13 protein-coding genes are annotated in these 13,452 nt (G+C 62.7%); 6 read left to right on the top strand and 7 right to left on the bottom strand.

Going from position 1 to position 13,452, the window contains the following annotated elements:
* The first annotated feature begins 8 nt into the window (after nt 1-8).
* Both ACYQ00_RS11860 and ACYQ00_RS11855 read left to right on the top strand, forming a co-directional pair.
* Complete coding sequence (locus tag ACYQ00_RS11860; RefSeq protein WP_460032316.1) at nt 9-320, top strand: hypothetical protein; 312 nt, start codon at nt 9-11, stop codon at nt 318-320.
* 227 nt (nt 321-547) lie between these two features.
* Nucleotides 548-1,264, top strand: a complete 717-nt coding sequence (locus tag ACYQ00_RS11855; protein WP_460032315.1) for an MgtC/SapB family protein — start codon at nt 548-550, stop codon at nt 1,262-1,264.
* Between the two features lie 48 nt (nt 1,265-1,312).
* Here ACYQ00_RS11855 and ACYQ00_RS11850 read toward each other — a convergent pair whose 3' ends face one another.
* Complete coding sequence (locus ACYQ00_RS11850; protein ID WP_460032314.1) at nt 1,313-2,272, bottom strand: glycosyltransferase family 9 protein; 960 nt, start codon at nt 2,270-2,272, stop codon at nt 1,313-1,315.
* 29 nt (nt 2,273-2,301) lie between these two features.
* On the opposite strand from ACYQ00_RS11850, the gene ACYQ00_RS11845 reads away from it, so the two are divergent.
* The 3 genes from ACYQ00_RS11845 (at nt 2,302) to glgB (ending at nt 6,382) form a co-directional block, all read left to right on the top strand.
* Nucleotides 2,302-2,736 (top strand): NUDIX domain-containing protein, encoded by a 435-nt coding sequence (locus ACYQ00_RS11845; protein WP_460032313.1) that lies wholly within the window; start codon nt 2,302-2,304, stop codon nt 2,734-2,736.
* A 173-nt stretch (nt 2,737-2,909) separates the two neighbouring features.
* Entirely contained in the window at nt 2,910-4,361 is a 1,452-nt protein-coding gene (gene glgA / locus ACYQ00_RS11840) for a glycogen synthase GlgA (protein ID WP_460032528.1), read from the top strand.
* A gap of 62 nt (nt 4,362-4,423) precedes the next feature.
* A complete protein-coding gene (glgB, locus tag ACYQ00_RS11835) occupies nt 4,424-6,382 on the top strand; it encodes a 1,4-alpha-glucan branching protein GlgB (protein ID WP_460032312.1) in 1,959 nt (652 codons plus the stop codon).
* A gap of 103 nt (nt 6,383-6,485) precedes the next feature.
* On the opposite strand, the gene ACYQ00_RS11830 is transcribed toward glgB, so the two are convergent.
* The 3 genes from ACYQ00_RS11830 to ACYQ00_RS11820 all read right to left on the bottom strand — a co-directional run bounded on the left by ACYQ00_RS11830 (nt 6,486) and on the right by ACYQ00_RS11820 (nt 10,347).
* Complete coding sequence (locus tag ACYQ00_RS11830) at nt 6,486-7,904, bottom strand: DegQ family serine endoprotease (protein WP_460032311.1); 1,419 nt, start codon at nt 7,902-7,904, stop codon at nt 6,486-6,488.
* A 179-nt stretch (nt 7,905-8,083) separates the two neighbouring features.
* Nucleotides 8,084-9,553: a sensor histidine kinase gene (locus tag ACYQ00_RS11825; RefSeq protein WP_460032310.1), complete on the bottom strand. Its 1,470-nt coding sequence runs from the start codon at nt 9,551-9,553 to the stop codon at nt 8,084-8,086.
* A 113-nt stretch (nt 9,554-9,666) separates the two neighbouring features.
* Nucleotides 9,667-10,347, bottom strand: a complete 681-nt coding sequence (locus tag ACYQ00_RS11820) for a winged helix-turn-helix domain-containing protein (RefSeq protein WP_460032309.1) — start codon at nt 10,345-10,347, stop codon at nt 9,667-9,669.
* A gap of 262 nt (nt 10,348-10,609) precedes the next feature.
* On the opposite strand from ACYQ00_RS11820, the gene ACYQ00_RS11815 reads away from it, so the two are divergent.
* The gene (locus ACYQ00_RS11815) at nt 10,610-11,638 is read left to right on the top strand and encodes a UDP-glucuronic acid decarboxylase family protein (protein WP_460032308.1); all 1,029 of its coding nucleotides are present in this window, start codon (nt 10,610-10,612) and stop codon (nt 11,636-11,638) included.
* A 36-nt stretch (nt 11,639-11,674) separates the two neighbouring features.
* Here the strand turns inward: ACYQ00_RS11815 and ACYQ00_RS11810 are convergent, their stop codons facing one another.
* The 3 genes from ACYQ00_RS11810 to ACYQ00_RS11800 are packed head-to-tail and all read right to left on the bottom strand — an operon-like array spanning nt 11,675 to nt 13,442.
* On the bottom strand, nt 11,675-12,001 hold the full coding sequence (locus ACYQ00_RS11810; protein WP_460032307.1) for a P-II family nitrogen regulator: 327 nt from the start codon (nt 11,999-12,001) through the stop codon (nt 11,675-11,677).
* The gene (locus tag ACYQ00_RS11805) at nt 11,998-12,732 is read right to left on the bottom strand and encodes a DUF1538 domain-containing protein (protein ID WP_460032306.1); all 735 of its coding nucleotides are present in this window, start codon (nt 12,730-12,732) and stop codon (nt 11,998-12,000) included. The genes ACYQ00_RS11810 and ACYQ00_RS11805 overlap by 4 nt, the downstream gene beginning before the upstream one ends.
* Nucleotides 12,729-13,442 carry a DUF1538 domain-containing protein gene (locus ACYQ00_RS11800; protein WP_460032527.1) on the bottom strand — a complete coding sequence of 238 codons (714 nt, stop codon included), beginning with the start codon at nt 13,440-13,442 and terminating at the stop codon, nt 12,729-12,731. The genes ACYQ00_RS11805 and ACYQ00_RS11800 overlap by 4 nt, the downstream gene beginning before the upstream one ends.
* Between the last annotated feature and the right edge of the window lie 10 nt (nt 13,443-13,452).

The following is a 13,452-nucleotide window of genomic DNA, read 5'->3' as shown; positions in this document are numbered from 1 at the left end:
TGCAAGAGATGTATTTGGATAATATGTTGAATAACAAGATGATTTTTATCTGGACGACCTTTGGCACGACTCCTGCTATACCCAGATCACCTTCCAAACTATTGCTTTTGCCGAAGCCGGCACCGGGGATGGCGACCCACGGTGCCGGCTTCGACCTTTTTGGCCACGCCGACATGCCCTCCCGTGACGGCGGGCAGGGCGGGTATCAAAAATTGAAACCCCGGCCCGCTGCGCCGGGTGCGGGGTTCAACGATTTTTACCTCCTGGCGGTGTGGCAGGGCCTGCGCCGGGATGGCAATTTCGATAATAGCTTGAAATAAAAGAACTTGGCTGCAAACTGTCGGCCTTGGCACGACTCCTGCTACATCCAGATCACCTTCCAAACTATTGCTTTTGCCGAAGCCGGCACCGGGGATGGCGACCCGCGGTGCCGGCTTCGACCTTTTTGGGCTGGCATTTCCTACGTCGCCAGGGGGGCTTGCTTTTGTTACGGTTTGGTGACAAATCCGCTCGCTGGATCATGCACCCCTTTGCGACGGAGCAGCGCATGGACGTCAGTTTACTGTTTCAACATACAGATATTACTATTTTTTTAAAACTCTGCATCGCGGCGGTGCTGGGTGGCGTTATCGGCTGGGAGCGGGAGAGTCACGGGCAGGCCGCGGGGTTACGCACGAACATGATCCTGGCGCTTGGCGGCTGCCTGATGATGCAGCTCTCCCTGCATATGGAAGAGATGTTCCGGCCGCTGAACTCCGAGGCTGTGGTGCGCCTGGATCCGGGCCGCATCGCCTCGTATGCCATTGCCAGCATGGGTTTTTTGGGCGCCGGGGCCATCATCAAGGGCCGTGGATCTGTCCGCGGGCTGACCACGGCCGCCGGGCTGTGGATGGTGGCCGGGCTGGGCCTGGCCGTGGGAGCTGGATTTGTCCTGCCGGCCGTGGGCACCACGGCCCTGGCCTTGCTGGTGCTTTTTTCCGTGCAGGTCATCAACCGGTTCATTGATCAGGATATTTACACCATCCTGACCGTGGTCGTGCCGGGCGGGCAGGTCCGGCTCTGCCAGATTCGGCAACAGCTGGAGGCCGTGCCCTCGCTGAAGATACTGACCGTGAACTATCGGCATGATCTGGTGCAGGATCTGGTAACCTACCGCTTGCGCCTGCGCTGTAACGCCAGTGTGGCCCGCGGCCGGCTGGTCCAGGAGCTCAGGCACCTGCCCGGCCTGCAGCAGCTGGCCTGGGAGGAGGGAGAGGTGCCCTGAGGCTGGCCGGGACAGGCCTCTCGTCTGAAGGTGGCTGCCGGCCACCTCTCAGATGGGCATCGCCTCGAGCACCTGACGCACGGTGAGGGCCTCCAGACACAAGGCTTGCGGGCAGGCCAGATCCCTGGTGTGGCGGCTGCAGGGCCGGCACTGCAGGCGGCGGTCGCACAGAATCCTGATGGATTCGCCTTGGGGGCCCCATTGTCCAGGGTCTGTGGGCCCAAAGAGAGCCACGCCAGGCACGCCCAGCATGCCGGCCAGGTGCATGGGGCCGGAATCGTTGCCCACCACGGCCCGGCAGCCGCGCAACAGGGCCAGGAGATCCATAAGCGACTGCGGCGTGGCTGTCTCAATGTCCAGGGAGGTCCGGTCCCAGCCCTGCTCCTGCTCGTTTGGGCCGAGGACGAGTACAGATTTTTGTCCTCGCCTGCCCAATTGCTCTGCCAGTTCCAGGAACCGCGGCCGCGGCCAGCATTTGCGGGGGTGCCCGGAGCCGGGAAAGAGCAGCACCGGCGCATCCGTTGCGGGGGCATGCGGGCCGAAGCAGCGACGGAAGGCGGCCAGGGGATCCTCCACCTTGGCGATGCCGTGGCGGTGCAAAAAACTGGACACCGTGAGGGCCGGGGGTGCGGTCCCTTGCAGAATGGGGATGCAATGCAGGCGGGCGTCCCCCGCCAGGGGCTCGGCCACTGGGCAGCGCTCCAGGCAGAACCAGAAGAGCCGTGCCTCGCCCAGGGGGGCAGGCCAGCTCTGCGCACTGTAGCAGGCGGTCACGGCCTCGCGGATGGGCCTGTCCGCCGGTCGCACGCCCAAGGGCTCAAGCAACGGGAAACAGGACAGTGGCCCGGCCCACAACACCGGCTCGTGCTGGCCGGCCATGTGGGCGGTCACGGCCAGCATCCCCGGCCAGGCCAGCAGAAAATCTCCCAATGCTCCATGCTGGGTCAGAATGGTCTTGCGGTTGCCCATGGCCTCCAGTACCCAAGGGGTGGCAGCGAGGCAAGCCAAGGCGCAGCGCGCCTGGAGGAGATTCTGACATGTCCCAGCAATTCCGCAATCCCACGCCCACGGTGGATGTGGTCATTTTCGACCCCGCCCGGGGCGTGCTGCTTATCGAACGCAAGAATCCGCCCGCCGGCTGGGCCTTGCCCGGCGGCTTTGTGGACGAGGGCGAGACTGTGGAGGCCGCGGCCATCCGTGAAGCCAGGGAAGAAACCGGGCTGGAGGTGGTGCTGACGGGGTTGCTTGGCGTCTATTCGGATCCGGCCCGCGACCCGCGCAAGCACACCATGAGCACGGTGTATGTGGGTCAGGCCGTGGATCCGGCAGCCTTTCAGGCCGGGGACGACGCCGGGGCGGCCCGATTTTTTCCGCTTGGAGACTGGCCGGAAGCCGTGGCCTTTGATCACCGCCGCATCCTGGACGATTTTCTGACCCTGTTGCGGCGGTACAACCCCGGCCTGCGTGGCTGAGAATCTGGGCGTCACAATCTTCATAATCTGAAGATGATGGAGAAAACCCTTGCGGGAACGCCGCGCGCGTGTCACATGATGGCGGAAAGCGTATCGCGTGTCTGGCATGTCGGCGACGGGTGCGGCCTCCCCGCGCGGCGGCCACAGGCGTTCTAGCGGAGGGACGCATGTCGATCCGGCCCTTGGTCTTGTTTGTGGCGTCCGAGATTTACCCGTTTTCCAAAACGGGCGGACTTGGAGATGTGCTGGGCGCATTGCCGCTGACCCTGCATCGGCAGGGTGTGAATGTGGCAGTGGTGACGCCGCTGTATGGCCGACTCAAGACAGCGGACATCCCCCTGCATCTCATGTATTCCGACTGTCCGGTGGGCTACCCCTGGCAGCCCGTGACCTGTGACGTCTATCTGGCGGATTTTCACGGCATGCCCGTGTACTTCATCCACCGCGAGGAATACTTCGACCGCCGCTTCTACTACAACACCTACAAGGGTGACTACTTCGACAACTGCGAGCGGTTCATTTTCTTCAGTCGGGCGGCCATGGAAATGGCCTGCCTGCTGGCCCAGCCGCCGGCCATCATTCATGTGCACGACTGGCAATCCGGCCTCATTCCGGCATACCTGCACTTCTGGCGGCAGACCGGGGAGTGGTGGCGCAATACCCGCAGCGTGACGACCATTCACAACCTGGCCTTCCAGGGCCGCTTCTCCTCGCGCCTGTTCGAGGGCTCCGGCCTGCCCAAGGAAGCCTGGAACATGAACGGGGTGGAGTATTGGGGTGACCTGAACCTGCTCAAGGCCGGCATTGCCTATGCCGACATGGTCACCACCGTGAGCCCGAGCTATGCCGAGGAGATTCTTTCCCCGGCCTTCGGGTGCGGGCTGGAGGGGATTCTTTCCAGCCGCAAGGATCGCCTGCAGGGGATCCTGAATGGTGCGGACTATCAGGTGTGGAACCCGGCGCAGGACAAATACCTCCCCGCCCGGTACAGCGCCGATGCGCCCGAAGGTAAATTCGAATGCAAAAAGGCACTTGTTGAGGAACTGTGTCTCTCACCCGAGTTGCTGCACCGGCCCATTCTGGGGTTCATCGGCCGTCTGCGGGGGCAGAAGGGGATTGATCTGTTGATCAATATTCTGCCGGAACTCATGAAGCTGAACGTGGGCGTGGTCATTCTGGGTGAAGGGAATCTGGAGCACGAGCAACGCATTCAAAGCCTGATGGAAGACCATCTGGGCCGGCTGGCCGCCCTGGTGGGATATACGGAAGATTTGGCCCACCGCATTCAGGCCGCCTCGGACATCTTCCTCATGCCTTCGCGCTATGAACCCTGTGGCCTGACCCAGATGTACGCCCTGCGCTACGGCACCCCGCCCGTGGCCACAGCCGTGGGTGGCCTGCGGGACACCATCACCCCCTGGCCGCATCCCGAGGCCACAGGCTTCACCTTCCCCATTCCGCAGTCGGCCAGCTTTCTGGATGCCATTCGCCAGGCTGTGGCGGTCTGGGAAGATCAACCCCAGTGGGCGGCCATCCGCGACCGGGCCATGCGCCAGGATTTTTCCTGGGATCGTTCCGCCAAACAGTATGTGGATGTGTATCGCCAGCTTGGAGCGGCTATCTAAGGGCCGCGAGTCTCCGTACTGTTTCGTTTTTCACGCGTCAGCACTGCTTGAAGAGGGGTTTCATGAAACTGCACTCCGGTCCCACGCCCATTGAACCGTTTGACTTGTATCTGTTTGGCCGCGGCGAGCACTGGGACATCTATCGCATCCTTGGCGCGCACCCGCATGAACAGGATGGCAAAACGGGCTACCGCTTTGCCGTGTGGGCCCCCAACGCCAAGGAAGTGCATCTGGTCTGCGATGCCAACGATTGGCGTTGGGGCGAGCTGCCGCTGTTCCCCGTGGGGGTTTCGGGCATCTGGGCCTGCTTTGTGCCCGGCCTGGAGCAGGGGGTGCTGTACAAGTATGGCATCCGCCAGGTTTCGGACCGCATTGTCTACAAGGCCGACCCCTATGGCATCTGTACCGAGCTGCGCCCTGGCGTGGCCTGCAAGACCTGGACCCTGGACGGCTACGCCTGGCAGGACGACGCCTGGATGCAACAACGTCAGGAGAACGGCATCCTGCTCGACAAACCCATGAGCATTTATGAGGTCCACGCTGGCTCCTGGCGCAAGCACGAGAACGCCCCGGGCCGCGGCTTCTATTCCTATCGCGACCTGGCCGATACCCTGGTGCCGTACGTCAAGGAAATGGGCTTCACCCACATCCAGTTCATGCCCCTGGCTGAGCACCCCCTGGACGAGAGCTGGGGCTATCAGACCTCCCACCATTACGCGCCCACTTCCCGCTTTGGCGACCCCGACGACCTGCGCCTGCTCATCGATCGGTGCCATCAGGAAGGCATCGGCGTGCTGCTGGACTGGGTGCCTGGGCATTTTCCCAAGGACGACTGGTGCCTGGGCCGTTTTGACGGCGAGGCCTGTTACGAACACGCCGACCCCCGCCAGGGCGAGCATCCGGACTGGGGCACCTATATCTTCAATTACGGCCGCCACGAGGTCCGCAACTTCCTGCTGGCCAATGCCTTGTACTGGCTCAAGGAATTTCACATCGACGGCATCCGCATCGACGCCGTGGCCAGCATGCTGTACCTGGATTACTCGCGCGAGGAAGGTGAGTGGATCCCCAATATGTTCGGCGGCAACGAGAATCTGGAGGCCATCGACTTCCTCAAGGAGCTCAACAGGGTTGTCCATGAGCAGTTCCCCGGCGCCATTACCGTGGCCGAGGAAAGCACGGCCTGGCCCGGCGTTTCCCGCCCGCTGTACACTGGCGGCCTGGGCTTCACCTTCAAGTGGAACATGGGCTGGATGCACGATACCCTGCTGTATTTCTCCAAGGATCCCGTGCACAGGCAGTATCATCAGAACAACCTGACCTTCTCCATGCTCTATGCCTTTTCCGAAAACTTCGTCCTGCCGCTTTCGCACGACGAGGTGGTGCACGGCAAAAAGGCCCTCCTGGCCAAAATGCCCGGGGACATCTGGCAGCAGCAGGCCAACGTCCGGGCCATGCTCTCGTATGTGTATGCCCATCCAGGCAAAAAACTGCTGTTCATGGGTTCGGAGCTGGGGCAGTGGAACGAGTGGGATGCCGGCCGGGAGCTGGACTGGATGCTCCTGCAATACCCGTCCCACCAGGGCCTGCAGCGCATCGTCAAGGAACTGAACTGGCTGCATCGGGACGAGCCGGCCCTGCACCGACACGACCACGACTGGAGCGGCTTCAAGTGGGTGGATTTGTCCGATTATCGCTCCTCGGTGCTCAGTTTCCTGCGCATGGCCCCGTGCGGCTGGCAGAACGGGATCGAGTGCGCCCCGGGGCGGCCGCTTCTGTGGGTCTTCAACTTCACGCCCGTGGTCCGCACGGGCTACGGGCTCGGCTGTCCACACCCCGGTTTCTGGGTGGAGCGCTTCAACTCGGACAGCGAATACTATGGCGGCTCCAACGTGGGCAACAACGGCGGCGTGATGGCGCAAAAGGCCGGCATGGGCGACTGGCCCTACTACCTGGAACTGACCCTGCCCCCCCTGGCCGCCATGGCCTTTGCCCCGGAAACCTGGCCCCCGCAGGAGTAGCCTGGCATTTTTTCGAACAGCGTACCAGACCCAATTAGACAGGGCGGCCCCTCGCGAGAGGAGCCGCCCTGTTTTGGTGTAAGGAAGCAGGAGTGATGCGCTGCTATTCCACGGGAATGGGCCGGAAGAACAGGCGGCCCTTGCGGATGATCTGGGCCATGACCGCGCCGCGGGCCTTGCCTTCCTTGTTCACGATCTGGTTCAGATCCTCGGGCTGGTTCACGGCACGCTGGTTCACGGCAACGAGAATGTCTCCGGGCTGGATGCCGGCCTGATCGGCAGCAGAGTCAGGTTCCACTTCCTCCACCAGCAAGCCCTTGGGCTCCCGCAGGCCCAGCTGGCGGGCTTCCTCACGGCTGAAGCGGCGCAGGGAGAGGCCCAGGGCGCTCTTGGTGGCATCTCCCGTGGCGTCCGGGCTGCCATCCTCATCCATCTGGGCCAGCTTGTCCTTGCTGCGTTCGCCCACGGTAACGCGGATCTCGCGGCTCTTGCCATCGGTCCAGACGTTCAGGGTGGCTGATTTTCCGGGCTGCACCAGGGCAATGCGGCGCAGCAGGTCGGCGGTGTCGAGCACCTGCTCGCCGTTGATGGAGAGGATGACGTCCCCGGCCTTCAGGCCGGCCTTGTCTGCCGGTTCGCCGGGCATGACGTTGGCCACCAGCGCCCCGCCCGCGTCGTCCAGCCCCAGGGCCTTGGCGGTGTTTTCATCCACATCCTGAATGGTCACGCCCAGCCAGCCGCGGCGCACGGCCTTGCCGGACTGCAGCTGCTCGATGACGCTCCTGGCCATGTTGCTGGGCACGGCAAAGCCCAGGCCCTGGCCGGAGGCGAGGATGGCCGTGTTGATGCCCACGACATCGCCTTCCAGGTTGATCAGCGGGCCGCCGGAGTTGCCGGGGTTGATGGAGGCGTCGGTCTGGATGTAATTGTCATACGGTCCGGAGCCCAGGCTGCGGCCCTTGGCGCTGATGATGCCCGCGGTCACGCTGTGCTGCAGGCCGAAGGGGTTGCCAATGGCCACCACCCAGTCGCCGATGCGGGCCTTGTCCGAGTCGGCAAAAGAAAGGTGCGGCAGGTTCTTCTTGGCGTCAATTTTCAGCAGGGCCAGGTCGGTTTCCTCGTCGCGGCCGATGACCTTGGCATTGTAGGTCTTTTCGTCGAACAGGGTCACCTTGATGATGTCAGCTTCGGCAATGACGTGGTTGTTGGTCACAATGAGGCCGTCGTCACTGATAAGGAAGCCCGAGCCCAGGGAACGCTGCGGCCGGGACCGACCGGGGCCGCCGAAAAAGCGCTCGAATTCCCGGAAAAAGTCGTCAAAAGGCTCGCCACGGCGAAACCGCTGCTGCGGCATGGGCTTGGCCTGTTTTTCGGTATTGATGTTGACCACGGCCTTGCCGGCGGTGTCCACCAGATCCGCCAGTTCGGGAAAGCTGCGGGCCTGGGCCACTCCCGCGAGCAACAACACGCAGCAAAGGGTAAGGGCCATGCGCAGGGCGCGCGCCTGGAGCAATCGAATCATATGAAGTTCCTCCTTAACAGGAAAATCGGATACGCAACAACAGGGTGCCACAAAGGGCGATGCAAACGACGAATCGATTCCAGTACAGGGGAGAGAAGTAGAGAAGGAACCTTTCTCTTGTGTGGCCGGGAAATTACCATCCTGTTACTCCTCCCGGCAGGCGTGGGAGCGGCTCCCCTTTACCGAGCATCCCCCCTGGTTTCTCCCTCCTCCACCCTGGTGGCAACGGATTTGGCTTCCTTGGGTTCCTTGCCTTTTTTCAATTCCGCCAGCCTGGGGAAGTGGATGATGGCTTCCAGGCCGGGTCGTTCGGGGTCACCGGGTTGGTGCGCTGCCAGGGAGAGGGTGGCCCGATGCATGCGGACCACCGCCGCCACCAGCGAAAGCCCCAGCCCGCTGCCCGGCGCGGACCGGGAGGATTCCAGGCGGAAGAAGCGCTCCAGCACCTTGTCCCGGGCCTCGGGGGGAATGCCCGAGCCGGTGTCGGCCACGGTGCACTCCGGTCCCTGGCTGGTGTTGCGGATGCGCAGCAGCACGCGCCCGCCGGGGGCGGTGTATTTGATGGCATTGTCCAGCAGGTTGGCCATGGCCTGGGAAAGCAGGTGCCGATTGCCCATGACCCAGACGCCGGCCTCCAGCTCCATGTCCATGGTCAGGCCGTTCTCCTCGGCCGAGGGTTCGTAGAGCTCGCCGATGTCCCGGGCCAGGGCGGCCAGATCCAGGCGGGCCATGTCCCCGCGCTTGGCGCCGGTTTCGGCCTGGGCAATCTGCAGGAGGGCGTTGAAGGTCTGGATGATCTCGTCCGTCTCCTCCACGGTCCGGGCCAGAGCCTCCTCACACACGGTAAGATTGCTGGATTCCATCAGGGCCAGTTCCAGCCGGTTGCGCATGCGAGTCAGGGGGCTGCGCAGGTCGTGGGCGATGTTGTCGCTCACCTGACGCACCCCGCCCATGAGGCGCTCGTTCTGGTCGAGCATCTCGTTCAGGTTGGCGATGAGCTGGTCGAACTCATCCCCCGTGCCCTTGACCGGGATGCGCCGGGAAAAATTGCCGGCCATGATCTCCAGACTGGTTTTATTGATGACATCCAGCCGTCGGAGCATCTTGCGGCTCATGAACACACCGCCGGCCAGGCCCAGGACCGCAGCCAGCCCCAGGCCCCAGAAAAGCGACTTGATAATCCGGTGCTGAATGCCGACTTTTTCCGAAATATTGCGGCCCACCAGCAGGTGAAAGTTCCCGTTCAGGAGAAAATGCCGGGCCATGGCCATTTCCTGCCGGCGCCGCGGGCCCTCCATGGCAAAGGTCAGCCAGCCGGATTCCGTAAGCTCCACCTCGGGCCATTTGTCCAGGTTGCCGGCCAGGGGGGAGAGATCCGGCTTGGCCAGGAGGTAGAGGGAGTCCCGGTTCTCCTTGTCCGACATGCGTTCGTTGATCACCTGGATGAGCCCGGCCAGGCCCAGGAGTTCATACCTGTCCCGCAGGCCCTGGATTTCCGCGCTGATGGTGGCCACGGTCTGGCGTTCCATGAAGCCGGCCGTGGTCCAATAGATGAAATACAGCAGCAGCATGGCCGAGGCTCCGAACACGCACAAAAAGAGCATGGCGAGCCGGAAGGTGGAGGAGCGCAGCAGGGGGGCGGGAATCACGATGTGTGGTGGTGTGGCTCGGGGTGATGAAAAAAGGCGTTCCGCGCAGGGGCCGCAGAACGCCACAATACTCTGGTGCGGGTGTCTCGTAAAGCCGGAGGCCGTGGCGAGATCTATTCGCCGGGCTCGCGCACGGTGTAGCCCACGCCGCGCACGGTGTGCAGCAGGGGCTTGTCAAAGCCTTTGTCGATCTTCTGCCTGAGCCGGGAAACGTGTACGTCTATGACGTTGGTTTGCGGATCAAAGGCATAATCCCAGACATTTTCCAGGAGCATGGTCCGGGTGACCACATGCCCGGCGTGGCGCATGAGGTATTCCAGCAGGGAAAATTCCTTGGGCTGCAGCTCCACAACCCGCCCGGCCCGGGTGACCTTGCGGGCGATGAGATCCATTTCCAGATCAGCCACCTTCAGTCTGGTGATGGCCGCGCCTTCCTGCCCGCGCCGCAAGAGGGCCTCCAGACGGGCCAGGAGTTCGGAAAAGGCGTAAGGCTTGGTCAGGTAGTCGTCCCCGCCAGCCTTCAGGCCGGTCACCCGATCGTCCACCTCGCCCAGGGCGGAGAGGATGAGCACCGGCGTGCGGTTGCCGGCCGAGCGCAGGGTGCGCAGGATGGTCAGGCCGTCCACGCCGGGGAGCATGCGGTCCATGACGATGGCATCGTACGTTTCACTGGCGGCCTTGAACAGGCCGTCCTTGCCTTCGGCGGCATGGTCCACGGTATAGCCGCTTTCCTTGAGTCCCTTGGCCATATAGGCCGCGGCTTCCATGTCGTCTTCCACGACGAGGATGCGCATGGGCAGGCTCCTTGCAGAATAAAGGGGGGCAGGGTGGCCCTGCGGTGAGATATTCAGTTGTGGCTGGACTATACAACACTTCTCAGCAGACGCAAGAGGCAGAACCGGCAAATGAACAGAGCGTAACGTCCTGTCCATCGCCCCTCCACGCATCGGGCGCGGCGTTTTTGCGGACCAGGGCATGCATCAGGGCTGGATGACATCCCCCTGCCTTTGGTATACACCACGCAGGCACGATATGATACTGCCCAAGGAGCAAGGCATGCATTTGAAAAAACGGGTGTTGGTCACTGGCGGCGCCGGCTTTCTCGGCTCGCACCTTTGCGATGTGCTCTTGAACGCCGGCTGCGAAGTGCTCTGCGTGGACAACTTCTACACCGGCTCCAAGCGCAGCATCGAGCACTTGCTGGACCATCCGGATTTTGAAATCATCCGCCACGACATCACCTTCCCGTTGTATGTCGAGGCGGACGAGATCTACAACCTGGCCTGCCCGGCCTCGCCCATCCATTATCAGTTCGATCCCGTGCAGACCACCAAGGTCTGCGTGCACGGCTCCATCAACATGCTCGGCCTGGCCAAGCGCCTGAAGGCCAAGATCCTCCAGGCCTCCACCTCCGAAGTCTATGGCGACCCGGCCATCCACCCCCAGCCGGAATCCTACCGCGGGGACGTGAACCCCATCGGCGTGCGCTCCTGTTACGATGAAGGCAAGCGCTGCGCCGAAACGCTCTTTTTCGACTACTGGCGGCAGCACAAGCTGCAGATCAAGGTGGCCAGAATTTTCAACACCTACGGCCCACGCATGCATCCCAATGACGGCCGCGTGGTCTCCAACTTCATCATCCAGGCCTTGCTTGGCCGGGATATCACCGTCTACGGCGATGGCAGCCAGACCCGATCCTTCTGCTATGTGGACGACATGATCAACGGCTTTGTCCGCCTGATGCACTCGCCCGACGACTTCACCGGCCCGGTGAACCTGGGCAACCCCGGCGAGTACACCATCAAGGAAATCGCGGAAAAAGTGGTGGAGTTGACGGGATCCAAGTCCAGCATCATCCACAAGCCCCTGCCATCGGACGACCCGCGCCGCCGCCAGCCGGATATCGCCCTGGCTCGCGAACAACTGGGCTGGGAGCCCACGGTGCAGCTGGACGAGGGCCTGCGCCGGACCATCGCCTACTTTGACGAGCTCCTCACCAGCTGCTCACGCCAGGACGCCCAGAACCGCAACGTGCTGGAAGCGATCCTGGGCTACCATCTGCCCGAGGGCAAGGGGATGTGCTAATACGGAATTGGAAAAAACGGACGAATGGGGCCGGGGTTAGCAGTTCATATGGCAAATCCCGGCCACACCCTTGACGGGCAGGATGAAGGCGATGCCGGCGCCGGGCTTTTCCAGCTGCCCGGCTTCCACAATGGCTTCGAGCACGGCACGGCTGATGTCTCCGGGAACCAGGGTGATGACCAGCTCCTTTTCCGGCTCAATGGATATGCCGAGGATGGATTTCATCTCCCGCATGCCCGTGCCACGGCCAAAGACGACGGTGCCGCCATGGGCCCCCGCCTTCTTGGAAGCCTTGACGATGACGTCGCTGCGGCCCTTGTCCACGATGGTCACGATGCAGTCGAAATTCTCCAGCAGGTTCATGCGCTGCCGCTCCTTGTGCGCGAAATAAGAATGCCCAGGATCATCACGGCCAGGATCGGGGCCAGGGCCACCAGGGCAATGAGCCCGAAGCCATCGGCCAGGGGATCACGTCCGCCCATGGCCTCAGCCGCGCCCAGGGCCACAGCCATGACAAAGGTCACGGTCATGGGCCCCGTGGCCACGCCGCCGGCATCGAAGGCGGTGCCGACAAAGGCCGGTTCCGAAAATCGGGTCAGCAGCAGGGCAAGGCCGTACCCGGGAACCACAAACCAGAGAATCGGCAGCCCCAGCAATAACTTGAGCATGGCCAACGCCACAAAGGCCCCCACTCCGAGAGAAAGCGCCCAGAGCACGGCCTGCTGCCGCACCGTCCCTGAAGAGGCTTTTTCCATCTCGATGGCCAGCACCCGCACGGCCGGTTCCGCCGCCGTGGCCGCCAGGCCAAAACAGAACCCCGCTGGCACCAGCACCCAACGCCACTCAGTTCCGCCGATAATCCGGCCGATTTCCGTACCGGCCGGCAGGAACCCTTGCGTCACGCCTTGCAGAAAAAGGGTCAGCCCGACATAAGAGTACGCCACGCCGGCAAGCATGCGCCGGACCCGTTCGCCCGAAAGCCGCAGGGAGGTGTATTGCATAAACAAAAAAAAGCCCACCAGCGGCGCAAAGGCCACCAGCAGTTCCAGGGCCACATGCCGCACATCCAGAAAATCGAGCAGGATTCGCATCATCCGTACCACATCCCCAAAAGCATCACTCCCAGCACCGGGCCGATGGAGGCCAGACCAACCAGACCAAAGCCGTCGCTGAAGGAGCTTTTGCCCCCCAGCACGCTGACCGCCCCCATACCCAGGGCGATGATGAACGGCACTGTGACCGGGCCGGTGGTGACCCCGCCGGAATCAAAGGCAATGGGGAGGAAGGTGTCCGGCGTGAAGAAAGCAAGAAGCAGGAGCAGGCCGTAGCCAGCCACCAGCACCCGGGCCATGGGCACGCCAAGCAGGATGCGCAGCACCGCACCGGCCACGCACAGGCCCACACTCAGGGCCACAATACCTATCAGCAGCCCGCGCGAAACCATGCCGCCGGAGACCGTATCCACCTGCAGGGCCAGCACGCGCACGTCCGGCTCGGCCACGGTAACCACGAATCCAAGCAAAAAAGCCATGATCAACAAATACTTCAGACTGCCGGATTTGGGCAGCTCCGCGCCGATCTGTTCGCCCATGGGCAAAAGCCCCGCCTTGACGCCGAGCAGGAACAAAAACAGCCCTGCGGCGATGCACACCGCGCCCAGTGCAAAACGGACAAAGATATCCCAGGGCATGTGCAACAGGGTGACTTGCAGCACGCAGACCATCAATGAGATGGGCAGGACAGCCAGGACGACTTCTCGGATAAGATGCGGAAGTTCTTTTGACACAAACCCATTGGAGCACATATACACGCTT

The sequence above is a fragment of the Megalodesulfovibrio paquesii genome (assembly GCF_054653055.1).
This window is presented reverse-complemented; position numbering and strand designations above follow the sequence as displayed.